Raw genomic sequence first — 24375 nt, forward strand, 5'->3', positions numbered from 1 at the left:
CAGCTCTTCCGCACGAGCCGGACCAGTTCGGGATCGGCGCGCGGCGGCGCCGGCGGTCGGGGCGGACGGGGTTTGGGCACGGCGGGCTCTCCTCTCTGAATGCAGGCGTGCGGAGACAGCCCCGCGCCGGCCGGCGCGAGGGTGGGAAGGCGTGCAGAGCGCCGGACCCGAGGCCCGGAGATCAGAGGAGACGAACCGTTTCGGCCAAGGGCCGGACGCTCGGCGTGGAGATTGTTCGGAAGCTTGCGTCCGGTGGCGGTCTTATCGCCTTACCGCAGCGCCTCCGGGGTGCGGGCCGTGCTTGCGACACGGTCCCTGGACCGGACGAGTATCCCCTCGTCCCTGACGTCCCGATCGGCGCTCTGCGACCGATCGGGTCCCGGGCGTTGGTTGTCTTGCTTTGACAGCCGGGAACCGGGTCGCTCCCGACAGGTTGGCTGCTGCGCGCCGACCTTCGGTTCGCGCTTTCGCGCGCCGCTGGGTCCCGGGGTCGCTACGCGCCCCGGGGTGACGGCAAACGGGGCGATCAAGGCGCTTTTCAGCGATTGCTCATCTCCTGCTCATGCCGCTCAGCGGCGAATCCAGCTTGTCCAGGAGGCGGATCAGTGTGGTCCGCGTTTGAGATGAACTAAAAGTAATGATTACGGAACGGCAATGTTCGGTGAGGCCTGATCCTGCCTTGAGCATGACGAAGAAGTAACTGTCGCCATAAACCGGCTCTCTATAGCCGTTACAACTCATACGGGGCCGCGTCCCGAAAGCTCAACGGGGGAGCGTCCCATGACTTCATTCAAACTGCTGCTGCTTGCGAGCGCGGCGATCGTGACCTCGGCGGGGCCGGTTCTGGCCCAGACGGCGACGCCGCCGCCCGCGCAGACGCCGGCTCCCGCTCCGGCGGTCCAGACGCCGGCGCCCGCGCCCGAGGGGGAGGCGACGACCGTCGAGGACGTGGTCGTCAGCGCACGGCAGACCGATGTCCGCAGTTCCATCGACTCGACCAGCTACAGCTTGGCCGACGACCTGCAGGCGAAGACGGGCAGCCTCGCCGACGCCCTGCGAAACATCCCGTCGGTGGACGTCGACCCACAGGGTAACGTGTCCCTGCGCGGCGACGCCAATGTGACCATTCTGGTCGACGGGCGGCCTTCGGGCGTGCTGACCGGCGAAGGGCGGGCGCAGGCGCTGCTGTCGCTGCCGGCCGACCAGTACGCCCGCATCGAGGTGATGACCAATCCGTCGGCGGCCTACAGTCCCGAGGGCTCTGGAGGGGTGATCAATCTGATCACCAAGCCCAGCACCGTGCCGCAGGGCGCGGTGACCACCGGCTCGGTGCGTGCCAACGTCGGGGACGGCGGGCGCTGGAATGCCGGGCTGAGCGGCTCATGGCAGAAGGACAAGCTGACGCTGTCAGGCGATCTGGGCAGCCGTCATGACCTGGCGCAGCAGACGTTCGATCGGCTGCGCGAAAGCCTTAATCCCGCCGGCGCGGTGACGCAGACGACGGCCCAGACCCAGAACATCGACGGGGAAGTCGACGTCCAGTTTCTGAGGCTGGGCGCCGAATACCGGCTGACCGACCAGATCCAGCTCACCACGGAGGTGCGCGGCAATCTGATCGAGAACGGCGGCGGCGGGCTTGAGACCTATGACACGCGTACCGGCGCCGGGACCCCACTGAGCCAGTACACCCGCGACGGTCAGTTCGCGTTCGAGGGAGACAATATCGGCGTCACGGGGCGCGTGCTGCGCCGGTTCGACGATCAGGGCCACGAATGGACGAACGAACTGCGGGTCGATCGCAACCGTGGTCATTTTTCGCTGACGACGGAATACGACTTCACCCTGCCGGCCTCCGCGCCGGTGTATGAGCAGCAGGACAATCGCAACCGGCTGAACCTTGTCGGCTTCACCAGCGCCTATGTCCGGCCGATGCCGAACGACGGCAAGCTGCGCGCCGGCTACGAGCTGGAAACGCGCGACGCGGCGTTCGACAATGCGGCCAGCCGCGGCCCGGCGCCGGACGCCCTGGTGCCCGATCCCTTCGTCACCAACCGTTTCGAGGCGCAGCAGGCGGTTCACGCCGTCTACGCCACCTGGGAACGTCCGTTCGGCAAGATCTCGGCCCAGCTGGGTCTGCGGCTCGAATATGCCGATATCGAGCTCAACCAGGTCACGACGGGGATCACCAGCGAGCAAAATTACTTCCGCGCCTATCCGACCCTGCACGCCACCTATCAACTGACCGACACCCAGTCGGTCCGCGGCAGCTACAGCAAGCGCATCCAGCGGCCACCGCCCTTCCTGCTGAATCCGTTCGTCAGCTATCAGGACCCGCTGAACCTGCGGTCGGGCAATCCCGATCTGGAGCCGCAGGAGACAGATTCGTTCGAGGTCATGTGGCAGCTGCGGGCAGGCCAGACCTTCTATCAGGCGACAGCCTATTTCCGCGACACTTCGGGGGCGTTCACGGACGTGGTGACGGACCTTGGCGGCGGCGTGCTGCTGACCCGGCCCGAGAACCTGGGGTCGCGGCGGGACATGGGCGTCGAGCTGGTCGCCAACGGCCGCCTGCACTCGACCCTGCGCTACAACGCCAGCATCAATGTGTTCCGGCAGGAGATCGACGCCGCCGGCATTCCCGGCGCCGCGGACAGCGAGGCCAATGTGGTGTCGGGCCGAGGCAATCTGAACTGGCAACCGACGGCCGAGGACTTCCTGCAGATCGCCGGTGTCTGGCAGGGCGATACCCTGCAGGCCCAGGGCACGCGCGAGACCGAGGCGACGATCAACCTCGGCTATCGCCGCAAGCTGACCGAGAAACTGGCCTTCCAGGCGACGGTGCGGGACCTGTTCGACAACTTCGGCGACGTCACCACCTATGAGACGGCGACTTTCCGCGACCGGACCGAGCGCACCTTTGGCGGGCGGGCCTGGTATGTCGGCCTGACCTACGCCTTCGGCGCGGGGCCGCGCCGCCAGCAGGATCCGCAGTTCGATTTCTCGGCGACGCCGGCGCCCAACTGATCGGCGTCCATTGATCGACAGGATGCGTTTCGGCCGGAGATTGCCTATCTCCGGCCGATGCGTCTGAGAGTCGTCGATCTTGAAACCACCGGGGGAGACCGGACCGCCGAGATCATCGAGGTCGGCATCGTCGACGTGGTGCGGGACGGAGAGAGCTGGAAGGCCCTGCCGCCGGTGGCGAAGCTGTTCCGGCCGCGTGGCGAGATCTCGTTCCACGCCATGGCGGTTCATCACCTGACGCCGGCCCATTTCTGCGACGCCGATCCGCATTGCGACGAATATGCGCTGCGCGAGATGTTCGGCGCCGAGCGCGCCGATGTGATGGTGGCGCATGCGGCGCGGTTCGAGCGGGGCTTCATCGCCGATACGGCCCATGGCGGCCTGCCGTGGATCTGCACCGTGCGCTCGGCCAAGGCCGTGTGGCCGCAGGCGCCGGGACATTCCAATCAGGTGCTGCGCTACTGGCGCGGGCTTGATCTCGATCCGGCGCTGGCCAATCCAGCGCACCGGGCCGGGCCGGACGCCTGGGTGACGGCGCATCTGCTGATCGACCTGCTGAAGGAGGCGACGGTCGAGCAAATGATCGCCTGGACTGCGGAGCCGCGGCGGCTGGACCGTATTCCTTTCGGCAAGCATCGCGGCAGGCCCTGGTCCGAACCGCCCGGGGACTATCTGCGCTGGATGGCCGGGCAGGGCGATATGGACGCCGATGTCCTGGCCGCCGCGCGACTGGAACTGGAACGCCGTGCAGCTGAACAGGGAGGCCCGGGATGACATCCGACGCGATCACGCAGGCCTGGCCTGACCTTTCGTCTCCATTGCTGGGGCCGACGGCGGAAACGCTGCAACTGTGGACGCAGATCGTCGGCAAGGTGCGGCTGGCCCGGACCCCGTGGCTCAATCACTCATGGCACACGACGCTTCATGTGTCGGCGCGCGGGCTGGCGACCTCGCTCATCCCGCATGACGGGGTCAGTTTCGATCTGGAGTTCGACCTCGTCGTCGGTGAGCTGGTGATCCGGGTGAGCGATGGCGGAGAGCGCCGGATCGAACTGACATCGTGCAGTCCGGCGGACTTCCATACCGGTGTGATGGACGCGCTGGCGGGCCTCGGGGTCGCAACGACGATCGTGGCGAGGCCCAATGAGATGGCCGAGGCGACGCCGTTCCCGCAGGACACGCGCCGCCGCGACTACGACGCCGATGTCGCTCGTGACTACTGGCGCGCGCTGGTTCAGGTGGACCAGGTGCTGAACCGCTTCCGGTCGCGATTCCTTGGCAAATGCAGTCCGGTGCATCTGTTCTGGGGCGGGTTCGACATGGCGGTGACGCGCTTCTCCGGCCGTCCGGCCCCCCTGCATCCGGGCGGCATCCCCCATCTGCCCGACGACATCACTCGCGAAGCCTATTCGCACGAGGTTTCCAGCGCGGGCTTCTGGCCGGGCGGAGGCGGCGTGGAGGGGCCCTGCTTCTACGCCTACGCCTACCCGACGCCCGAGGGATTTGCGTCCGCCGCCGTGGCGCCGGCGCAAGCGCGGTTTGATCCTGCGTTGGGGGAGTTCCTGCTGCCCTATGAGGCGGTGCGGACCGCTCCGGACCCGGACGCGGCCCTGCTGTCGTTCCTGCAAACCACATATGAAGCGGCGGCCGATCTGGCTGGATGGGACCGTGCGGCGCTGGAGTGCGAGGAGGGCCTGCCGCGGCGGCCGCGACGGGTCTAGTGACGCGCGTCGACGCAGGGGCCGTGGCCGCGGCGTGACAGGCGGCGGGCCGTCGCACCGGATGGGCGCAAGGGGCCTATGGCGGTCGCCGACGACGCAAGCTAAACCCGTCTGAAGGGGCGCGCCTTTCGGAGACTGCGGTGAAGATTGCTGAACGCTGGTTCGTAATGGCGGGTGTCGCCCTGCTGGGCGCGATTGCGCTGGCGGGGCTGATCGTCGCTGTCTATGCGGCCTGGCTGTTCCATGATCTGCCGGATGCATCCGAGTTGGCCGACTATCGGCCGGCGACGGCGACGCGGGTCTATGCGGGCGACGGAACCCTGATCGGCGAGTTTTCGGACGAGCGGCGCATCTATGTGCCGTATGAGCAGATTCCGCTGCCGGTGGTGCAGGCCTTCCTCGCGGCCGAGGATCGCAACTTCTTCAACCATGGCGGCATCGACGTGGGCGGTCTGGGCCGGGCCATGTTCAAGAACGTGTTCAACGCGGCCACAGGGCGGCGGCTGGAAGGCGGCTCGACCATCACCCAGCAGGTGGCCAAGAACGTCCTGCTGACAAACGAGAGCAGCATCAACCGCAAGGTCAAGGAAGCCATCCTCGCCAACCGGCTTGAGGCGACGCTGACGAAGCAGCAGATCCTTGAGCTGTATCTGAACGAGATTTTCCTCGGCTACCGATCCTTTGGCGTGGCCGCTGCCGCCTACAACTATTTCGGCAAGTCGCTGAGCCAGCTGACGCCGGATGAGGCGGCTTTCCTCGCCGCCCTGCCCAAGGGACCGAACAACTATCATCCCAAACGCCACCCCGGCGCCGCCAAGGGCCGCCGCGACTGGGTGCTGGGCGAGATGAACCAGAGCGGCTGGCTGAGCGACGAGCAACTGGTTCAGGCCCGGGCGCGTCCGCTGACGACCCAGGACGCGCCGCGGCGGGCCCAGTACGCCGACGCCGACTTCTTCGTCGAGGAGGCGCGCCGTCAGGCCATCGCCCGCTTCGGCAAGGAGGAGGTCAACCGCGGCGGCTACTATATGCGCACCACGCTGGACCCCGAGCTACAGTCGGCGGCGCGCGACGCCCTGATGAAGGGGCTGGAAAACTATGACCGCCGCCACGGCTGGCGCGGGGCGTGGGGCACGACAGACTTCGCCGAGGGCTGGCGCGAGACCGCCGTGCGCGGCCAGCGTCCGCCCGAGCGCCGCGCGTGGGAGGCCGCCGCCGTCGAGAGCGCGTCCGGAAACAGCGTGCGCATCCGCACCGCCCGGGACGACCTGACGGGCTATCTGCTCACCGAGGATGCGGCCTGGGCCAACGCCAACCGCCCGCTGAAGCGCGGCGACCTGATCTTCGTCGAGGCGCAGGGCGGCCAGTACGCCCTGAAGCAGGTGCCCCGCGTAAACGGCGCCCTGGTGGCCATCGAGCCCCAGTCGGGCCGGGTGCTGGCCATGGTCGGCGGCTATTCCTACGCCCTGTCCAGCTTCAACCGTGCGACCCAGGCCAATCGCCAGCCGGGCTCGGCCTTCAAGCCGTTCGTTTATGCGACTGCGCTGGAGGGCGACTATACGCCCGCCTCGATCGTGCTGGACGCTCCGATCAGCTTCGCCGGCGGGCCGAACGGCACGCGCTGGAGCCCCGAGAACTACAGCCGCGAATACTATGGACCGCAGACGCTGCGGCGCGGTCTGGAGCTGTCGCGCAACGTCATGACCGTGCGGCTGGCCCAGGCCATCGGCATGCGCAACGTCGTCGACCTGTCGAAGAAGATGGGCGTGTCGGATAATCTGCAGCCCAACCTGTCGGTGTCGCTGGGCGCCGGCGAGACGACGCCCTACCGGCTCACGGCCGCCTACGCCGCCTTCGTCAACGGCGGGCGGCGGGTCGACCCCTATCTGATCGAAATGGTTCAGGACCGGGACGGCGAGACGATCTTCAGCGCCGACCGTCGCCGCTGCCGCGACTGTGGACGCCCCTTCACGGGCCAGGAGTCGCCGCGTCTCGAACAGCGGGGCGAGCAGGTCATCGACCCGATCACCGCCTATCAGATGAGCTCGATGCTGGAAGGCGTCGTCCGTCGGGGCACCGCCGCCAGCGCCGCCAGCCTGGGACCCTATGTCGCCGGCAAGACGGGGACGACCAACGAATACCGGTCGGCCTGGTTCGTCGGCTTCTCGTCCGACATCGTCGTCGGCGTCTTCATCGGCTTCGACGACAACCGGCCGCTGGGCTCGGGCGAGACGGGCGCGACCGGGCCGGTGCCTGTGTTCGCCGACTTCATGCGCGTAGCCCTGCGTGAGCGGCCGGCGCGCCCCTGGGTCAAGCCGCGCAACGCCATCTACCGCACCGTGAACGGCATCGAGGAAGCCTTCCGCCCCGGCACCGAACGCCGCCGCGAGGAAGAGCGCCGCGCGCCGGTCCAGCAGATCCCGACGGGTCCTCAGAACTACAATGAGGTGATCCGCCGCGAGATCGAAGGGCCTGAAGCGCCGCCGGCGACGACGGCCCCGCCGCCGACCCCGACGCCGCCACCGCCGAAGAAGGACGAGGATCTGACCGGGCTCTACTAGGGCCCGCCGGTTTCTCTTCCCCTTTGCCCCGGCGCGCTCTATGTCCGCGCCTCACTTTTGTATCGCTGGAGAATGCGATGAGACCGGATGTCGAGGCCATGAAGGCCGACATCGAGCAGAGCATCGCTCTGCTCAGGAGGCGTCTTTGACTGGGATGTCGCACTCAGGAAGCTCGATGAGCTGAACGCGAGGGTCGAGGACCCGACGTTGTGGAACGACCCCGAGGCCGCCCAGGCCGTGTCGCGCGATCGCTCGCGTCTCGAGACGCAGATCAACACCGTCCGCGAAATGGAAAACGGGCTGGAGGAGGGCGTCATGCTCTCCGAAATGGCCGACGAGGAAGGCGACGAGGCGACCCTTGAAGAGGCGCGCGCCCAGCTGAAGGCCATCAAGGACCGCGCTGCGCGGGCCGAGCTGGAAGCCCTGCTGTCCGGTGAGGCCGACGCCAACGACGCCTATCTGGAAGTAAACTCCGGCGCCGGCGGGACCGAGTCCAACGACTGGGCCGGCATGCTGCTGCGCATGTATTCGCGCTGGGCCCGGGCCCATGGCTACGAGGTCGAGATCGAGGCCGAGGAATCCGGTGAACAGGCCGGCATCAAATCGGCGACGATCCTGATCACCGGGCCCAACGCCTATGGCTGGCTGAAGTCGGAATCGGGCGTGCACCGGCTGGTGCGCATCAGCCCCTATGACGCCGCCGCGAAACGGCACACCTCGTTCGCCTCGATCGGCGTCTCGCCGGTGGTGGACGACACGATCGAGATCGACATCAACCCGTCCGACGTGCGCACCGACACCTACCGCGCCTCGGGCTCGGGCGGTCAGCACATCAACAAGACGGACTCGGCGGTGCGTCTGACGCACATTCCGACCAACACCGTAGTGGCGTGTCAGGCCGGCCGGTCGCAGCACCAGAACCGCGAGCAGGCGTGGAAGATGCTGCGGGCGCGCCTGTATGAGCTGGAACTGCAGAAGCGCGAGGCCGCGGCCCAGGCGCTGGCTGACGCCAAGACCGACATCGGCTGGGGCCACCAGATCCGGTCCTACGTCCTGCAGCCGTATCAGATGGTCAAGGACCTGCGGACCAACGTCGAGACCTCGGACACCCAGGGGGTTCTGGACGGCGATCTGGACGCCTTCATGGGGGCGGCTCTGGCGGCCCGGGTGGGCGAGACGCGGGGGTCGACGGTCGAGTAGGGAACAGGGTTTGACGATCGATCATCCTGCCTGACACATATGGGCAGGCGTTCGACCGGGCCGCGCGTTGAACGGCCCACTTCGTCGCACGACAGGAGGCGTCAATTGTCCCGGCTTCCGGTAGCTCTGGCTTCCCTTCTGCTCGCACTTGTTGTCGCCACGGCCGCTTGTGGTCCGGCGACACCCGACAATACGACGGCTGATGTCGAGGTTCCGACTGCAAGGATCGAGCTTCCCACTGAGAGGCTCGAAGTTCCCAAGGTAGAACGGGAGGGCGTTTGGCAACCTGGCCCCGGCGGTACGCAGATTCCGCTCTGGCCCGCAAATGTCCCTCTCGCAAAACCCGACAGCGGCGATCGTCCCGAGACGACCGGCAATGGTTCACCTCTTGTCGGAGGACGGCGATGGCATTGGGCGACTTACGTCACCCGGCCGACCATGACCATCTATCGGCCGAAGGGGCGAAACACCGGGGCGACGATGCTTGTCCTGCCAGGCGGTGGATTTCACGCCGTGGCCATGGACCTGGAGGGGACCGAGGTCTGCGATTGGGCAGTCCGGCAGGGCATGACCTGCGCCGTGCTGAAGTACCGGACGCCGCAGGTGTGGCCGCAGCGGAATGGCCGGCAGCAGCGACCCGAGGTGCTGCTCGGTCTGGAAGACGCCCAGCGCGCGATGGCCTTGCTGCGGCAGCGCGCCCCTGACTACGGGATCGATCCGCAGAAGATCGGCGTGATCGGATTTTCGGCCGGCGCCTATCTGGTCGCCAACATGAGCAACACGGACGAGCGAACCTATGCATTGACCGACGCGGCCGACCAACAATCCTCACGTCCTGATTTCGCGATCGTCGCCTATACGGCTCGCATGTTGGACAACAGCGAAGGCAGGAATAACCTTCAGCTGCAGCCTTGGGTGAAGATCAGCGAAACGGCGCCGCCTACGCTTGTCATTCACGCGATGGACGACTCCGTCGACGATATCAGACAGCCGATGGCCTATGCGCTGGCGCTCAACGACGCAGGCGTGCCGGTCGACATGCGGATCTACGCGAGGGGCGGCCACGCCTTCGGATTGCGGCCGACTTCCGACCCCGTGACGACGGACTGGCCGGTACAGGTCAGGAGCTGGCTGCGCAGCATAGGGATGTTGTGACACCGGAGCCCGAAGGCATGGCCATGAAAAAGGCCCCGGAGCGATCCGGGGCCTTTTGTCTTTTCAAACCGTGGCGATCAGGCCGGCGGCTTCATGTCGATGACCTGAGGCGCGGCTTCCGGCGCGGCCGGACGCGGTGCGGCGGTCGGGGCCGGAGCCTCCCGGCGGCCTTGCAGGACGCGGCCCTGGAAGTAGGCGCCGATGTCGATCGACATCTGTTCGGCGGTAATGTCGCCGTCGACATAGGCGGTGGCGATCAGCTTCACCTGCTTGCCCGAGATAGCGCCGACAACGCGGCCGCGGATCTCGATGTAGTCGCCCGACACATTGCCCTCGATGGCGCCAGTCTCGCCGACGATCAGGCGGCCGACGCGGACGTCGCCCTTGATGGCGCCGTCGATCTGCAGGTCGCCCGAGCCAGTGATATTGCCGTCGAACTGGAGGTCGGACGACAGGGTCGACAGACCGCGCTGGCTGACCGGGGCCGGCGCAGCCGGCCGGGCGGCGGCGGTCGAACCGCCGGGCACCGGCAGATCGGGCAGGGGCGGAATGGCCGAACCGGTATTGGCGCGGGGCTCGGGGGACGGGACGGGGGATTTAGTCTTGTTGAACAAGTTGGTCTCCAGCTCTCATGAAGCGGGCGGGGTTTTGCGGGCGGCCGTTCATCCACACCTCGTAGTGCAGGTGAACGCCGGTTGAGCGTCCTGTGGTTCCCATGGCGCCGACACGCTGGCCCAGTGCAATTCTCTGGCCAGCCGCGACCGACGTAGCGTTCAGGTGGGCGTAGCGCGTCTTGAAACCCCGGCCGTGATCAACCTCGACGGTGTTGCCATAGCCTGAACGCACGCCGACGAAAGACACGATTCCGGGAGCCGGGGCGTAGATCGGGGTGTTCAACGGGGCGGCGAAATCCTGACCCTGATGCAGGGCGGGACGGCCGTTGAAGGGGTCGAAGCGGACGCCGAATCCCGAAGTGGTACGGGCCTGGGTCGGACGGCGGAAGGGCATGCCCTCGGCGGCGTTGGCCAGTGTGCGCATTTCGGACAGGTTGTCGGCGGCGTGGCGGATGCGGACGGCGAAGGCCTCGTCGACGTCCAGCACGGCGGCGAGGGCGCGGGGGTCGCGGGCCTCGACCAGAGGGCCGCCCAGGGCGGTGTCGTGCGGCGCATAGGCGGCGGGGTTCAGGCCGGCCAGCCGGAAGGCGAGGCGCAGGCGTTCAGCGCGGGTCCGGGCCTCGTTCTCCGCGCGCGAGATCAGCCGTTCCTGATCCATGCGCACGGCAATCATGCGCTGGACGGGCGAGGATTTGGCGGGATCGAGGGTGATGGCGGGGCGCAGGGCGGTCTGGGCGCCCTCGACGCCCCTGAACATGCCCATCACCTGGGTCAGGGCGGCGTGGCGGCGCTCTACCATCTGGGCCATTTCGTCGAGCGAGCCGGTGGTGGCGCTCATGCGGACGACGGCGCTGTCGAGGCGGGCCTGAAGGTCGGCGTTCATTCGCTCGGACGCGGCGCGGGCGCGCGCAACCGTGCGGTCGGACTGGCTCTGGGCCGCCATGTCGATGATCAGGCTGCCCGAGGCGGCGAGTGTCCAGCCGCCGATCAGGACGGCGGCGACGGCCCCCAGAACCTGTTTGCCGGGCGTCAGGGCCCAGGCGCGAACGGCGTCGCCGTCGCGCAGATACAGGTATCGGGTCGGAAACCACCGTCCGATCAGAGACCGCCTGACAGTCGGCTCGTGTTCGGTCATCACGCAACGCCCCCACGTACGAGGCGGGTTTATGCGCCCGGCATTGCGCGAGCGGCAAGTCTCTTCACGCTTTGTTAACCACGATTACATGTGTTCGGGCGAACGAAGACCGTAATCGGAAGGAAAATTCCCCTCGCAGGCGAGCGCGCGAATCTATGTAACGCGGTTTACATCTGAGGTTGTCGAGAAACGTCCGTGGTCAGAGCGATTGCGCGGCTGCGAGAACTTCGGCGACGTGGCCCTTGACCGACACCTTGCGCCAGACCCGGCGGACGACGCCGGCCCCGTCGATCAGGAAGGTGGCGCGCTCGATGCCCATGTATTCCCGACCGTAGAGCTTCTTCTGAACCCACACACCCCAGGCGTTGGTGACCTCCTCGGGCTCGTCCGAGGCAAGGATGACCTTCAGATCGTGTTTGGTCTTGAACCGGTCGAGTTTTTTCACCGGATCGCGCGAGACGCCGATAACCACGGCGCCGGCGGCGGCGAACTCGCCAGCCAAGGCCGAGAAGTCCTTCGCCTCGTTGGTGCAGGTGGGCGTATCGGCCTTGGGGTAGAAGAACAGGACGATCTTCTGGCCCTTCAGCCCGGCGAGGGACGTGCGTCCGCCGCCGTCCGTGGCCATGTCGAATGCAGGGGCCTGCTGGCCTTCGATGATTTCGGACATGGTTCGCTTTCAGACCGGGCGGACGAGGACGATCTTCTTCTTGCCAGCGGCCAGCTTGAGCACGCCGTCGGCGTTGATGTCGCCGGCCTCGATCAGGCGGGCGCCGTCGACGATGGCCTCGTCGTTCAGACGCAGGCCGCCGCCCTGGGCGAGGCGGCGGGCCTCGCCGTTGGAGGCGGTCAGGCCGGCCTTGGTGGTGACGGCGGCGATCATGGCGCCGATGATCTCGGCGGACGGGATTTCGACAGTCGGCAGGTCGGCGGAAAGCGTGCCGCGCTCGAAGGCGCCCTCGGCGGCGGCGCGGGCGGTGGTGGCAGCGTCAGGGCCGTGCAGCATGGTCGTGGCGGCGTCGGCGAGCGTTTTCTTGGCGTCGTTGATGCCGGCGCCTTCCAGCGCCTCGAGCCGGGCGATCTCGTCCAGCGGCAGGTCGGTGAACAGGCGCAGGAATTTGCCCACGTCGGCGTCATCGACGTTCCGCCAGAACTGCCAGTAGTCGTAAGGGCTCAGCTGTTCGGCGTTCAGCCAGACCGCGCCCTGGGCCGTCTTGCCCATCTTGCCGCCCGAAGCAGTGGTCAGCAGGGGGGTGGTCAGGCCGAAGGCGGCCTTCTGATCCACGCGGCGCACCAGATCGACGCCCGAGACGATGTTCCCCCACTGGTCCGACCCGCCCATCTGCAGGGTGCAGTTGCGGGCGCGGTTGAGCTCGAGGAAGTCCACCGACTGCATCAGCATGTAGTTGAACTCGAGGAAGGTCATCGGCTGTTCGCGTTCCAGCCGCAGCTTGACCGAATCGAAGGCCAGCATGCGATTGACTCGAACACGGTGCGGATCGAGGCGATGTTCGACTGGATGGTCTCGTCGGTCAGCTGGGGCCGCGAGGCGTCCTTGCCGGTGGGGTCGCCGACCTTGGTCGTGCCGCCGCCCATCAGGACGATGGGCTTGCCGCCGGCCTGCTGGAGGCGGCGCAGCATCATGATCTGGATCAGGCTGCCGACGTGCAGCGACGGGGCGGTGGCGTCGAAACCGATGTAGCCGGTGACCACACCGGCGGTCGCGGCGGCGTCCAGCTCGGCCGGATGGGTGATCTGGTGAATGTAGCCACGGTCCCGCAGGGTGCGCAGGAAGTCGGACTTGAAATCTTGGTCGCTCATGGCGGCTCCGTTAGCAGGGAAGCCGGCGGGCGTCATGGGAGTTTGCGCGCCGGTGAAGGTGCGGCGCAGGGGATCGCGGGCCGCTCGCTATTTCAGCGAGCGATAATACAGGCCGGAAAGGGCGTGGGCGGCGATCATGGGCCTTGGGTAGCGTCGGCCATTGACCGGCGTCAAGCGGCGGCTATCGAAGGAGGATGCTGGTTTCCCTGACGTCACACCCGGACACGCCCGGCCCTGCGATACAGATCGCGGTGGAGATCCTGCGTCCGCGAACGCCGGCCGTGGCGCTGCGCTATATTGTTTCCGGCGACGTCTCGCGGGTCGTGACGCCCGCAGGCCATAGCCGGGCGCGCGCCGACGAGTTGTGGCGGACGACCTGTTTCGAGGCCTTTATCGAGATGGAAGGCGGCGCCTACTGCGAGATCAACCTGTCCCCGACCGGGGCATGGGCCGTCTATGACTTCACCGCCTATCGCGAAGGCATGCACGCCCATGCCGGCGCCGAGATGCGAGACTTCGGGCGGACGCAGGACGATACTTCACTCGACGTGAAGGCGACGTTCGACCTCGACCGGGTCGTCGGCGAGCAGCCCCGGCCGTGGCGCATGGGCGTTTCGGCCGTCATCGAGGACGTCGACGGCGGCATCTCCTACTGGGCGCTGGGCCATCCGCCGGGTAAGCCGGACTTTCACCATCCCGACTCGTTCGCCCTGACCCTGCCGCCCCCGGAGCCCGCATGAAATTCGGCATCGACCGCCTGCTGTCCGAGCCCGAGCTGAGGGCGGCGCTGAAGGGGCGCAGGGTGGCCCTGCTGGGGCATCCGGCCTCGGTGACCGCGGACCTGACGCATTCGCTGGATGCGCTGATGGCGTGCGACGACCTGAACGTCACGGCGGCGTTCGGGCCGCAGCACGGCATGCGGGGCGACCTGCAGGATAATATGATGGAGAGCCCGGACTTCACCGATCCGCGGCACGGCATTCCGGTGTTCAGCCTGTATGGCGAGGTGCGCCGGCCAAGCGGGCAGGCGATGGGGACGTTCGACGTCCTGCTGGTAGACATGCAGGACCTCGGCTGTCGCATCTACACCTTCGTCACGACCCTGCTGTACGTGCTGGAAGAGTCGGCGAAGCACGGCAAGGCGGTATGGGTGCTGGACCGGCCCAATCCCGCCGGGCGGCCGGTCGAGGGCACGACCCTGCTGCCGGGCTGGGAGAGTTTCGTGGGGGCGGGGCCGATGCCGATGCGGCACGGGATGACGCTTGGCGAGATGGGCCGCTGGTTCATCGACCACTTCAAGCTGGACGTGGAATATCGCGTCATCGAGATGCAGGGCTGGACGCCCGATCAGGGGCCGGGCTTCGGCTGGCCGATCGGCGAGCGCAGCTGGATCAACCCCAGTCCGAACGCCGCCAATCTGTCGATGGCGCGCGCCTATGCGGGCACGGTAATGCTGGAGGGCACGACCCTGTCCGAGGGCCGGGGCACGACGCGGCCGCTGGAGCTTTTCGGGGCGCCCGACATCGACGCGCGGGCGGTGATCGCCGAAATGCAGGCGTTCGCGCCGGAGTGGCTGGAAGGATGCCGGCTGCGCGACTGCTGGTTCGAGCCGACCTTCCACAAACACGTGCACCAGCTGTGCAACGGGGTGCAGATCCACGTCGACGACCCGGCCTATGACCATGTCGCCTTCAAGCCGTGGCGGCTGCAGGCGCTGGGGTTCAAGGCGATCCGGCGGCTGTATGCGGGTTACGCCCTGTGGCGCGACTTCCCGTACGAATACGTCTTCGACAAGCTGGCCATCGACGTAATCAACGGCGGGCCGGGGCTGCGCGAATGGGTCGACGATCCAGCCTCGACGCCGGCCGATCTGGAGGCGCTGGCCTGGCCGGACGAGGCGGCGTGGGTAGAGCTGCGGCGGCCGTATCTGCTGTACTGAATTGAAAAGGGGCCCCGAAGGGCCCCTGATCGGATCAGGCGGGCTTTTCAGCCAGCCGCTTGTCCAGGTAGGCTCCGACGCGGGTTTCGACCGCGCCAATGTGGTCCTGCCAGAAGTGGGTCGCGCCCTCTTCCAGTTCGTAGTCGATGATGATGCCCTTCTGGGTGCGCAGCTTGTTGACGACGCGTTCGACCTCGACCGGCGGCACGACGGTGTCGTTGGTGCCGTGCAGGAACAGGCCCGAAGCGGGGCAGGGGGCCAGGAAGCTGAAGTCGTACATGTTCGACGGCGGCGAGACCGAGATGAAGCCGTCCGTCTCGGGCCGGCGCATCAGCAGCTGCATGCCGATGTAGGCGCCGAACTGATAGCCGGCGACCCAGGTCTGGGAGGCGCCGGGATTGTTGGCCTGCAGCCAGTCGAGGGCGTCGCCGATGCCGCTGTCGAACTCGCCCTGCGACTTGCCCACGCCGCGGCTGTTGTAGCGCAGCGTCGCGAAGCCGCGCTTCTGGAACAGCTGGTACAGGGTCACGGTGACCGGATTGTTCATATGACCCGCCGCCTTGGGGTGCGGGTGCAGGATCAGGGCAATCGGCGCGTTCGGGCGCTTGCCCGGCGAATAGCGGCCTTCGATACGACCAGAGGCGCCGGGCAGGATGACTTCAGGCATAGGCGGCGAAATCCGTGTTCAACTGTCATTTCGCAACTGCGTAATACTTGACCGCAGCGGTAGGACTTTCTAAGTCCAGCTTGCGCGCCGACGCCTTTGCGAAGGCGCGGGTTCTAGCACAAGAGCCCTGAAAAGCGCGCGATTTTTGAAGGTGCTCGATGCGTCTGTCGACCAAGGGACGATACGCCGTGATGGCGATGGCCGATCTGGCCAAGAACGGACACGCCGACGGCGTGGTCCGGGCCGTGTCGCTGGCCGAAATTGCGACGCGTCAGGAGATTTCGCTGAGCTATCTGGAGCAGCTGTTCGCGCGGCTGCGCAAGAGCGGTCTGGTGCAGAGCGTGCGCGGCCCCGGCGGCGGCTATCGCCTGGCCAAGGGCGCGCAGGAGACGGTGATCGCCGAGATCGTGCTGGCGGTCGACGAGCCGATCCGGGCGACGCGCTGCATCGGCCATTCGTCGCCCAAGGGCTGTATGATGGCCGGCGAGCGCTGCATCACCCACAATCTGTGGGAGGACCTCGGCGACGAGATCCATCGTTATCTGGCCGGCGTGTCGCTGGAAGACGTGGTGCTGAACCGCACCGGCGCGCGCCGCCGCGCCGCAACGACCGAGGTTGGAGTAGCCGCGTGAGTCCCGTGTACCTTGATTACAATGCCTCGGGTCTGGTGCGCCCCGAGGTGCAGGACGTGGTGGCTAAAGCCCTCGCGGACAACGGCAATCCGTCGGCTGTTCATGCGGCCGGACGCCGGGCGCGGGCGCGGATCGAGACTGCGCGGGCCCATATCGGCGATCTGGTCGGAGCCGATGCGCAGTCGGTGATCTTCTCCAGCGGCGGGACCGAGTCCAACGCCCAGGCGATCATCAGCGCCATCGCGGCGGGCTGCGAGCGGCTGATCGTGGGCGCGACCGAACATCCGTGCGTGGCCGAGGCGGCGACCGCCTCGGGCAAGCCGGTCAAGATGCTGCCGGTCGACTCGCGCGGGGTCGTGGACCTGAACAAGCTGCGCCAGCTGCTGGGGCAGCCCGGCAAGGCGGTGGTTGCCATCCACCATGCGAACAACGAGAGCGGCGTCATCCAGCCGATCGCCGAGGCGGCGCGGCTGGTTCGCTCCGCGGGCGGCTGGCTGCACGTCGACGCGATCCAGTCGGCGGGCAAGATCCCGGTCGATATCCGCGAACTGATGGCCGACAGCCTGACCCTGTCCGCGCACAAGCTGGGCGGACCGCAGGGCGTCGGGGCGCTGGTGCTGGGCGAGGGCCGCGAGGCCGTGCGCATCCTGCACGGGGCGGGACAGGAGCGCGGCCTTCGCGCCGGGACCGAGAACGTGCCGGGGATCGCAGGCTTCGGCGTGAGCGCGGTCTGCGCCGCGCGGGATCTGCAAACCGCGATGTCGCACGCTGCCTGGCGCGATGCGGCCGAGGCCGTGGTGAAAAAGGCCGGCGCCACCATCATCGGCGAGGGCGCAGAGCGGCTGCCCAACACCCTGTTTATGGCCGTGTCGGACTGGGAGAGCCCGCAGCAGCTGATCACCCTGGACCTGATGGGGCTGATGGTTTCGGCCGGGTCGGCCTGCTCGTCGGGCAAGACCAAGCCGTCGCGGGCCATCCTGGCCACGGGGATGATCGACAAGGCCACCGGCGGCATCCGCATCTCGGGCGGCTGGGGCACGGTCGAGGACGACTGGACGCGGTTCGCCGCGGCATGGGTTGAGGCCTACGCGAAACATCGTCAGCGTACAGCCGCGCGGGCGAAGGAAGACGCCTGATGGCCGCCGTTCAACAGACCATCGACGCGGTCGCGGCCCTCGAGAAATACGAGCACGGCTTCACGTCCGAGATCGACACCGAGTTCGCGCCCAAGGGGCTGAACGCCGACATCGTGCGCTTCATCTCCGAGAAGAAGGGCGAGCCGGAATGGATGCTGGAATGGCGTCTGGCCGCCTATGAGCGCTGGCTGGCGATGGAGGAGCCGACCTGGGCGTCGGTGAAGTACACGCCGGTGGACTATCAGGACCTGCACTACTACGCCGCACCGAAGGAGAAGGCGGGGCTGAAGTCGCTGGACGAGGTCGATCCCGAGCTGCTGGCCATCTACGCCAAGCTGGGCATCCCGTTGAAGGAGCAGGAAGTTCTGGCGGGCGTCGAGGGCGCGCCGCGATACGCCGTGGATGCGGTGTTCGACAGCGTGTCGGTGGTCACCACCTTCAAGGCCGAGCTGGCCAAGGTCGGGGTGATCTTCATGCCCATCAGCGAGGCGCTGAGAGAGCATCCCGAGTTGGTGCGGAAATATCTGGGGTCGGTAGTGCCGGTCTCGGACAACTATTTCGCGGCCCTGAACAGCGCGGTCTTTTCGGACGGGTCGTTCGTCTACATCCCGCCGGGCGTGCGCTGCCCGATGGAGCTGTCGACCTATTTCCGCATCAATGCGTCGAACACCGGCCAGTTCGAGCGGACGCTGATCATCGCCGACAAGGGTTCTTACTGCTCGTATCTGGAGGGCTGCGCTGGACGACGCCGAGATCAAATATTCGACGGTGCAGAACTGGTACCCCGGCGACGCCGAGGGCAAGGGCGGCATCTACAACTTCGTCACCAAGCGCGCGGACTGCCGCGGCGACCGGTCGAAGGTGTCGTGGACCCAGGTCGAGACCGGCTCGGCCGTGACGTGGAAATATCCGTCCTGCATCCTCAAGGGCGAGGACAGCTCGGGCGAATTCTATTCCATCGCTATCACCAACGGACATCAGCAGGCCGACACCGGCACCAAGATGATCCATCTGGGCAAGAACTCGAAGAGTCGCATCATCGCCAAGGCGGTGTCGGCCGGGAAGTCGGACTCGACCTATCGCGGTCTGGTGTCGGTGCACCCGAAGGCGACCGGGGTGCGCAACTTCACCCAGTGCGACAGCCTGTTGATCGGCAAGGACTGCGGTTCGCACACCGTCCCGTATATCGAGGCCCGCAACGGCTCGGCCCAGCTGGAGCACGAGGTCGCAGGAGGAGGCGGTGGCCCTGCTGGTCAACGGCTTCGTCCGCGACGTGATGCAGAAGCTGCCGATGGAGTTCGCCGTCGAGGCGCAGAAGCTGGTGGCGATCAGCCTTGAAGGCTCGGTCGGATAATCAAGAAGAAACAATGCTTAGTATTCAAAACCTCCACGTCTCCGTCGGCGACAAGCCCATCCTCAAGGGGCTGACGCTTGATGTCCCGGCGGGCGAAGTGCACGCCATCATGGGTCCGAACGGGGCCGGCAAGTCGACGCTGGGCTACGCCGTGGCCGGACGGCCCGGCTATGAGGCGACCGAGGGTGGCGTGTCGTGGAAGGGCGAGGACCTGCTGGGCCTGGAGCCGGCCGAGCGGGCGGCGAAAGGCGTCTTCCTGTCGTTCCAGTATCCGATCGAGATTCCCGGCGTACCGGCCCTGACCTTCGTGCGTACGGCGCTGAACGCCCAGAAACGCGCGCGCGGGGGGGACGAAGTGTCTGCGCCCGCCTTCCTGAAGATGGTCAAGGCAGCGTCGGCGGCGCTGAAGATGGACTTCGACATGCTGAAGCGTCCCCTGAACGTCGGCTTCTCGGGCGGAGAGAAGAAGCGGATGGAGATCCTGCAGATGGCCCTGTTGGAGCCGTCCCTGCTGATCCTCGACGAGACGGATTCGGGCCTCGACATCGACGCCCTGCGTATCGTGGCTGAGGGGGTCAACGCCCTGCGTTCGCCCGACCGCGCCATGCTGGTGATCACCCACTATCAGCGGCTGCTGGACTACATCAAACCGGACCGGGTGCATGTGCTGGCGGCGGGCCGGATCGTGGACTCGGGCGGGCCCGAGCTGGCGCACGAGCTCGAGGCCGAGGGCTACGACAAATACATGGTGCAGGCGGCGTGAGCGCCCTTCCGCGCATCGATCTGAAGGACGCCTCCAGCTTCCCCTCGAAACGCGTGGAGGCGTGGAAATATTCGGACCTGCGCCGTCATCTGCGCGAGGCGCCCGCGCCTTCCCCGTCGGCGACGGTTCCGCTGGTGGGCGGCGGGCCGTTCGAGGCGCTGGGCGGCGAGGCCATGGTGTTCGTCAACGGCCGGGCCGTGAACGAGACCCAGCTGATGGTCTCGGGCGAAAAGACCGTACGGCTGCGGCTGATCTCGCGGGCCGAGGGAACCGGTCACGCCCTGACGGCGCGCATCTCGGTGCGGGCCGGGGCGAAGCTGCTGCTGCTGGAGACGCATGAGGGCGAAGGCGCGGCCTATGTCGCACACAACCGGCTGGAGTTGGACGTGGCGCGCGGCGCCGAGGTGACGCGCGTGGTTCTGACCGACGAGCCCGCGGATGCGATCTCGATCACCCAGGCGCAGGTTAAGGTCGAGGCGGGCGGACATTATCGCCAGACCATCCTGACGACTGGCGCCAAGCTGCAGCGTCAGGAAACGCACCTGACGCACCGGGCCCAGGGCGCCGACGTGCGGCTGGACGGGGTCTATGTGCTGTCGGGCGAGCGGCAGGCGGACATGACGACGGTGGTCGATCACGTGGCCGCCGACGGCCTGACCAGCCAGCTGACCAAGGGCGTCGTGCGCGACACGGCGCGCGGCGTGTTCCAGGGCAAGATCATCGTCGAGCGCGGGGCGGACGGCACCGATGCCCGGATGGGCCACCACGCCCTGATCCTGGGGGAACGGGCCGAGGTGGACGCCAAGCCGGAGCTGGAAATCTACGCCGACGACGTGCAGTGCGCGCACGGAAATACGGTCGGGAATCTGGACGAGAGCGCGCTGTTCTACATGCAGCAGCGGGGCATTCCGGCCGACGAGGCGCGGGCCCTGCTGACCGAGGCCTTCCTGATCGAGGTCGTGGATCGGATCGAACACGAGGGCGCAAGAGAGGTGGTGCGGGAATGGCTGACGGCTCGCCTGTGACCGCCTTTGACCCCTACGCCGTACGGGCGCAGTTCCCGATCCTGTCGCGACAGGTGAACGGCAAGCCGCTGATCTATCTGGACTCGGCCGCCTCGGCGCAGAAGCCGCAGGCTGTGATCGACGCCATGACGGCGGCGATGGAGGGCAGCTACGCCAACGTCCATCGCGGGCTGCATACGCTGGCCAATGAGACGACCGAGGCCTTCGAGGCGGCGCGCGAGAGCGTGGCGCGGTTCGTCAACGCCGAGGCGGCCTCCAACATCGTGTGGACCAAGGGCGGGACTGAAGCCATCAATCTGGTGGCGGCCGGCATTGGCCAGTCGATCCAGCCGGGCGACGAGATCATCGTCAGCCAGATGGAGCACCACTCCAACATCGTGCCCTGGCATCTGTTGCGCGAGCGGCGCGGGGCGGTGCTGAAGTGGATCCCGGTGCTGGACGACGGGTCGCTGGACATGGCGGCCTACGCCGAACTGCTGGGGCCGAGGACCACGGTCGTCGCGGTGACCCACATGTCGAACGTGCTGGGCACCATCAATCCGGTGCAGGTCATCACGGAGATGGCCCACGCGGTCGGAGCGAAAGTGCTGATCGACGGATGTCAGGGCGCGGTGCATGCGGCGCCGGACGTGCAGGCCATCCGTTGCGACTTCTACGCCTTCACCGGCCACAAGCTGTTCGGCCCGACAGGCATTGGCTGCCTGTACGGGACGGCAGAAGCGCTGGAGGCCCTGCCGCCGTATCAGGGCGGGGGCGAGATGATCGAGTCGGTCACGATGGACCGGATCACCTATGCGAAGCCACCGCACCGGTTCGAGGCGGGGACGCCGCCGATCCTCGAGGCCATCGGCATGGGCGCGGCCATCGACTGGCTGTCGCGCTTCGACCACGGCGCGGTGGCAGCGCATGAGCGCGCCCTTTACGAGCATGCGCGCGATCGGCTGAAGGGAGTGAACTGGCTGCGAGTCGTCGGCGAGGCTGAGGGGAAGGGGGCCATCCTGACCTTCACCGTCGAGGGCGCCCACGCCCATGACATCGCCCAGGTGATGGACCGCTATGGCGTCGCCGTGCGCGCCGGCCTGCATTGCGCCGAGCGCCCTATATAATACGACAGAGGACGTCGACGCCTTCGCCGACGCCCTGATCAAGGCCCGTGAGTTCTTCGCATGAGCGACCCGACGACCCCGATTTCCGACAGCGCGGCCTTCGCCGAGGCCTGGGACGCACCGCAGCGAAGCGCCCTGGCCCAGGGCGAGATCGACCGGATGACGGACGACATCATCGAGGCGCTGAAGTCGGTGTTCGATCCGGAAATCCCGGTCGACATCTATGAGCTGGGGCTGATCTACAAGGTCGACCTGTCCGACGACCGCGATGTGGTGGTCGAGATGACCCTGACCGCCCCGGGCTGCCCCGTGGCCGGCGAGATGCCTATCTGGGTCGAGACGGCGGTCGGAAAGGTCGAGGGGGTGCGGTCGGTGCGCGCTGACCTTACGTTCGATCCGCCGTGGGACGCCTCGAAGATGAGCGACGAGGCCAAGCTGGCCCTGAACATGTTCTGATGGACCGATCGATGAGCGAGCAGACCACGACCCGTCCCCGCCGCCCGCGTCCAGCCGTCGTCACCCTGACGGAAGCGGCGGCCGAACGTGTGCGCGCCCTGACCGAGGCGGGCGGGCACAAGGCGCTGCGCGTCGGGCTGAAGAATGCGGGTTGCGCGGGGCAGGAATACACCTTCGCCTTCGCCGACGAGGTCGGACCGATGGACGAGGTGGTGACCGACAAGGGCGCGACGATCATCGTGGACCCCAAATCGATCCTGTTCCTGATCGGGTCCGAGATCGACTACGAGACGACGAAGCTCGCGTCGAAATTCGTGTTCCGGAATCCGAACCAGACCGACGCCTGCGGCTGCGGCGAGAGCGTCACCATCATTCCCGCGAAGGCGCTGGAAGCCGACTGATGATCCGGCTTGAAGGGGTCACAAAGCGCTTCCGTAGCGCAGCGGGCGAGCGCGTGGCGCTGGATGCGGTCGATCTGACGGTCGCGCCGGGACAGGTGTTCGGCGTGGTCGGGCGCTCGGGCGCTGGAAAATCAACATTGATTCGAACCATCAACCTGTTGGAGCGGCCGGATGGCGGGCGAGTGACGGTCGACGGTCAGGACATGACGACCCTGTCGCCGGCGGACCTCCGCGCTGCGCGGCGGCGGATCGGAATGATCTTCCAGCATTTCAACCTGCTGAACGCCAAGACGATCGCCGAGAACGTGGCCTTCCCGCTGCGGCTGGAAGGTCGGCCCGCTGCTGAGGTGGACCGGCGCGTGGCCGATCTGCTGGAGCAGCTGGGGCTGTCAGAGCATGCGAAAAAGCATCCGGCCCAGCTGTCGGGAGGGCAGAAGCAGCGGGTGGGCATCGCCCGGGCGCTGGCCTGCGAGCCGGGCGTGCTGCTGTGCGACGAGGCGACCAGCGCGCTGGATCCCGAGACGACGGACGAAATCCTGACCCTGCTGGACCAGCTGAACCGCGATCTGAAGCTGACCATTGTGCTGATCACTCACCAGATGGAGGTGGTGCGCCGCGTCTGCGACCGGGTGGCGGTGCTGAAGGACGGACGCGTGGTGGAGGAGGGGGCGACGGCCGATGTCTTCCTGCATCCGCAACACGCCGCGACGCGCGCCATGCTGGCCGAGGGCGAGGAAGGTTTCGAGACCGCCGACGTGCCGCCCGGTGGCCGGCTGGCCAAGCTGACCTTCCGCGGCGGCTCGACCTATGAGCCCGAACTCAGCCGCGTCGCGCGGTCGGTAGGCGTGGACTATTCGATCCTGTCAGGGCGGATCAGCCGTATTCGCGGCGAGCCCTACGGCCAGTTGGTCGTGGCCTTCACGGGCGGCGACGCGGAAGCTGCGGTGGCGCAGCTCACCGCGCGCGGCGTGACGGTGGAGGCGGCGTGATGGAGGCCTTCTTCGCCAATATCGACTGGCCTGAAATCGCGCGGGCGACGCGCGACACCCTGCTGATGCTGGGTGGATCGATGGCCCTGGCCGTGGTGTTCGGCATCCCGTTGGGCGTGCTGCTGTACCTGTCTGGCAAGGGGCGGCTGGCGGCCAACCCGGTGCTGAACGCCGTCCTGTCCCTGATCGTCAACATCCTGCGGTCGGTGCCCTTCATCATCCTGCTGATCGTCATGCTGCCGGTGACGGTGCTGCTGGTCGGGACATCGCTGGGGGTGGCGGGCGCCATTCCGCCGCTGGTCGTCGGGGCCGCGCCCTTTTATGCGCGCCTTGTCGAGACGGCGCTGCGCGAGGTCGACAAGGGCGTGGTCGAGGCGACCCAGGCCATGGGCGGCTCGACCTGGCAGATCGTCACCCGCGCCCTGCTGCCCGAGGCCATGCCCGGCATCCTCGCCGGCGCGACCGTGACCGCCATCGCCCTGGTGTCCTACACCGCCATGGCCGGCGTCGTCGGCGCGGGAGGCTTGGGCGACCTCGCCATCCGCTTCGGCTACCAGCGCTTCCAGACCGATGTCATGGTGGTCACCGTCGTCCTGCTGCTCCTGCTGGTGCAGATTCTCCAGATGCTGGGCGACCGGTTGGTCGCCTCCGTTTCCCACCGCTGATCGCTCCCCCGAAAGGC

20 protein-coding genes and 3 pseudogenes are annotated in these 24375 nt (G+C 67.3%); 18 read left to right on the forward strand and 5 right to left on the reverse strand.

Going from position 1 to position 24375, the window contains the following annotated elements; all coding sequences use genetic code 11:
- Positions 1–780: 780 nt before the first annotated feature.
- The 6 genes from ASD25_RS01020 (at position 781) to ASD25_RS31155 (ending at position 9658) form a co-directional block, all read left to right on the forward strand.
- Complete coding sequence (locus ASD25_RS01020) at positions 781–3024, forward strand: TonB-dependent receptor domain-containing protein (RefSeq protein WP_056614155.1); 2244 nt, start codon at positions 781–783, stop codon at positions 3022–3024.
- A 57-nt stretch (positions 3025–3081) separates the two neighbouring features.
- Positions 3082–3798 (forward strand): exonuclease domain-containing protein, encoded by a 717-nt coding sequence (locus ASD25_RS01025; protein WP_056614158.1) that lies wholly within the window; start codon positions 3082–3084, stop codon positions 3796–3798.
- Positions 3795–4745, forward strand: a complete 951-nt coding sequence (locus tag ASD25_RS01030) for a DUF5996 family protein (RefSeq protein ID WP_056614161.1) — start codon at positions 3795–3797, stop codon at positions 4743–4745. Before ASD25_RS01025 ends, ASD25_RS01030 begins: the two co-directional genes overlap by 4 nt.
- A gap of 167 nt (positions 4746–4912) precedes the next feature.
- The gene (locus ASD25_RS01035) at positions 4913–7303 is read left to right on the forward strand and encodes a penicillin-binding protein 1A (RefSeq protein WP_056614162.1); all 2391 of its coding nucleotides are present in this window, start codon (positions 4913–4915) and stop codon (positions 7301–7303) included.
- A gap of 77 nt (positions 7304–7380) precedes the next feature.
- Positions 7381–8503, forward strand: a protein-coding gene (gene prfB / locus ASD25_RS01040; RefSeq protein WP_156389152.1) for a peptide chain release factor 2 whose coding sequence is annotated in 2 segments (ribosomal slippage) — positions 7381–7449 and positions 7451–8503 — 1122 coding nt in all. Because the reading frame shifts where the segments join, the coding sequence is not laid out codon by codon here.
- A 438-nt stretch (positions 8504–8941) separates the two neighbouring features.
- Positions 8942–9658 (forward strand): alpha/beta hydrolase, encoded by a 717-nt coding sequence (locus ASD25_RS31155; protein WP_200943493.1) that lies wholly within the window; start codon positions 8942–8944, stop codon positions 9656–9658.
- 77 nt (positions 9659–9735) lie between these two features.
- Here the strand turns inward: ASD25_RS31155 and ASD25_RS01050 are convergent, their stop codons facing one another.
- From ASD25_RS01050 to tyrS, 4 genes and pseudogenes are all read right to left on the reverse strand, one after another.
- Positions 9736–10272, reverse strand: coding sequence for a polymer-forming cytoskeletal protein (locus ASD25_RS01050; protein WP_056614165.1), 537 nt, complete (start codon positions 10270–10272; stop codon positions 9736–9738).
- Positions 10256–11407: a M23 family metallopeptidase gene (locus ASD25_RS01055; protein WP_056614168.1), complete on the reverse strand. Its 1152-nt coding sequence runs from the start codon at positions 11405–11407 to the stop codon at positions 10256–10258. Before ASD25_RS01055 ends, ASD25_RS01050 begins: the two co-directional genes overlap by 17 nt.
- 199 nt (positions 11408–11606) lie before the next feature.
- A complete protein-coding gene (locus ASD25_RS01060; protein WP_056614171.1) occupies positions 11607–12074 on the reverse strand; it encodes a peroxiredoxin in 468 nt (155 codons plus the stop codon).
- 9 nt (positions 12075–12083) lie between these two features.
- Positions 12084–13261: pseudogene (gene tyrS / locus ASD25_RS01065) on the reverse strand (tyrosine--tRNA ligase).
- Between the two features lie 158 nt (positions 13262–13419).
- Here tyrS and ASD25_RS01070 point away from each other — a divergent pair.
- Positions 13420–13965 carry a DOMON-like domain-containing protein gene (locus ASD25_RS01070; protein ID WP_056614175.1) on the forward strand — a complete coding sequence of 182 codons (546 nt, stop codon included), beginning with the start codon at positions 13420–13422 and terminating at the stop codon, positions 13963–13965.
- Positions 13962–15164: an exo-beta-N-acetylmuramidase NamZ domain-containing protein gene (locus ASD25_RS01075; RefSeq protein WP_056614178.1), complete on the forward strand. Its 1203-nt coding sequence runs from the start codon at positions 13962–13964 to the stop codon at positions 15162–15164. Before ASD25_RS01070 ends, ASD25_RS01075 begins: the two co-directional genes overlap by 4 nt.
- 34 nt (positions 15165–15198) lie before the next feature.
- On the opposite strand, the gene ASD25_RS01080 is transcribed toward ASD25_RS01075, so the two are convergent.
- Entirely contained in the window at positions 15199–15831 is a 633-nt protein-coding gene (locus ASD25_RS01080; RefSeq protein ID WP_056614181.1) for an alpha/beta hydrolase, read from the reverse strand.
- A 158-nt stretch (positions 15832–15989) separates the two neighbouring features.
- Here ASD25_RS01080 and ASD25_RS01085 point away from each other — a divergent pair, with 158 nt between their 5' ends.
- The 10 genes and pseudogenes from ASD25_RS01085 to ASD25_RS01130 all read left to right on the forward strand — a co-directional run bounded on the left by ASD25_RS01085 (position 15990) and on the right by ASD25_RS01130 (position 24358).
- On the forward strand, positions 15990–16463 hold the full coding sequence (locus tag ASD25_RS01085; RefSeq protein ID WP_056614183.1) for an Rrf2 family transcriptional regulator: 474 nt from the start codon (positions 15990–15992) through the stop codon (positions 16461–16463).
- On the forward strand, positions 16460–17599 hold the full coding sequence (locus tag ASD25_RS01090) for a cysteine desulfurase family protein (protein ID WP_056614186.1): 1140 nt from the start codon (positions 16460–16462) through the stop codon (positions 17597–17599). The genes ASD25_RS01085 and ASD25_RS01090 overlap by 4 nt, the downstream gene beginning before the upstream one ends.
- Positions 17599–18953: pseudogene (gene sufB / locus ASD25_RS01095) on the forward strand (Fe-S cluster assembly protein SufB). The gene ASD25_RS01090 and the pseudogene sufB overlap by 1 nt, the downstream one beginning before the upstream one ends.
- A 13-nt stretch (positions 18954–18966) precedes the next feature.
- Positions 18967–19716: a Fe-S cluster assembly ATPase SufC gene (gene sufC / locus ASD25_RS01100; RefSeq protein ID WP_056614188.1), complete on the forward strand. Its 750-nt coding sequence runs from the start codon at positions 18967–18969 to the stop codon at positions 19714–19716.
- The gene (sufD, locus tag ASD25_RS01105) at positions 19713–20741 is read left to right on the forward strand and encodes a Fe-S cluster assembly protein SufD (protein ID WP_056614190.1); all 1029 of its coding nucleotides are present in this window, start codon (positions 19713–19715) and stop codon (positions 20739–20741) included. The genes sufC and sufD overlap by 4 nt, the downstream gene beginning before the upstream one ends.
- Positions 20720–21911: pseudogene (locus ASD25_RS01110) on the forward strand (aminotransferase class V-fold PLP-dependent enzyme). Before sufD ends, ASD25_RS01110 begins: the two are co-directional and overlap by 22 nt.
- Positions 21908–22303, forward strand: coding sequence for an SUF system Fe-S cluster assembly protein (locus ASD25_RS01115; RefSeq protein WP_056614193.1), 396 nt, complete (start codon positions 21908–21910; stop codon positions 22301–22303). The pseudogene ASD25_RS01110 and the gene ASD25_RS01115 overlap by 4 nt, the downstream one beginning before the upstream one ends.
- An 11-nt stretch (positions 22304–22314) precedes the next feature.
- Complete coding sequence (locus tag ASD25_RS01120) at positions 22315–22704, forward strand: iron-sulfur cluster assembly accessory protein (RefSeq protein ID WP_056614820.1); 390 nt, start codon at positions 22315–22317, stop codon at positions 22702–22704.
- Complete coding sequence (locus tag ASD25_RS01125; RefSeq protein WP_056614196.1) at positions 22704–23693, forward strand: methionine ABC transporter ATP-binding protein; 990 nt, start codon at positions 22704–22706, stop codon at positions 23691–23693. The genes ASD25_RS01120 and ASD25_RS01125 overlap by 1 nt, the downstream gene beginning before the upstream one ends.
- Positions 23693–24358 (forward strand): methionine ABC transporter permease, encoded by a 666-nt coding sequence (locus ASD25_RS01130; RefSeq protein ID WP_056614199.1) that lies wholly within the window; start codon positions 23693–23695, stop codon positions 24356–24358. Before ASD25_RS01125 ends, ASD25_RS01130 begins: the two co-directional genes overlap by 1 nt.
- Positions 24359–24375: the final 17 nt, after the last annotated feature.

It is taken from the genome of Brevundimonas sp. Root1423, from assembly GCF_001426805.1.

Coding starts and splice junctions, on each gene's coding strand:
- ASD25_RS01020 (WP_056614155.1), top strand. CDS start 781: ATGACTTCATTCAAACTGCTGCTGCTTGCGAGCGCGGCGATCGTGACC.
- ASD25_RS01025 (WP_056614158.1), top strand. CDS start 3,082: ATGCGTCTGAGAGTCGTCGATCTTGAAACCACCGGGGGAGACCGGACC.
- ASD25_RS01030 (WP_056614161.1), top strand. CDS start 3,795: ATGACATCCGACGCGATCACGCAGGCCTGGCCTGACCTTTCGTCTCCA.
- ASD25_RS01035 (WP_056614162.1), top strand. CDS start 4,913: ATGGCGGGTGTCGCCCTGCTGGGCGCGATTGCGCTGGCGGGGCTGATC.
- ASD25_RS31155 (WP_200943493.1), top strand. CDS start 8,942: ATGACCATCTATCGGCCGAAGGGGCGAAACACCGGGGCGACGATGCTT.
- ASD25_RS01055 (WP_056614168.1), bottom strand. CDS start 11,407: ATGACCGAACACGAGCCGACTGTCAGGCGGTCTCTGATCGGACGGTGG.
- ASD25_RS01060 (WP_056614171.1), bottom strand. CDS start 12,074: ATGTCCGAAATCATCGAAGGCCAGCAGGCCCCTGCATTCGACATGGCC.
- ASD25_RS01070 (WP_056614175.1), top strand. CDS start 13,420: ATGCTGGTTTCCCTGACGTCACACCCGGACACGCCCGGCCCTGCGATA.
- ASD25_RS01075 (WP_056614178.1), top strand. CDS start 13,962: ATGAAATTCGGCATCGACCGCCTGCTGTCCGAGCCCGAGCTGAGGGCG.
- ASD25_RS01080 (WP_056614181.1), bottom strand. CDS start 15,831: ATGCCTGAAGTCATCCTGCCCGGCGCCTCTGGTCGTATCGAAGGCCGC.
- ASD25_RS01085 (WP_056614183.1), top strand. CDS start 15,990: ATGCGTCTGTCGACCAAGGGACGATACGCCGTGATGGCGATGGCCGAT.
- sufC (WP_056614188.1), top strand. CDS start 18,967: ATGCTTAGTATTCAAAACCTCCACGTCTCCGTCGGCGACAAGCCCATC.
- ASD25_RS01115 (WP_056614193.1), top strand. CDS start 21,908: ATGAGCGACCCGACGACCCCGATTTCCGACAGCGCGGCCTTCGCCGAG.
- ASD25_RS01120 (WP_056614820.1), top strand. CDS start 22,315: ATGAGCGAGCAGACCACGACCCGTCCCCGCCGCCCGCGTCCAGCCGTC.
- ASD25_RS01125 (WP_056614196.1), top strand. CDS start 22,704: ATGATCCGGCTTGAAGGGGTCACAAAGCGCTTCCGTAGCGCAGCGGGC.
- ASD25_RS01130 (WP_056614199.1), top strand. CDS start 23,693: ATGGAGGCCTTCTTCGCCAATATCGACTGGCCTGAAATCGCGCGGGCG.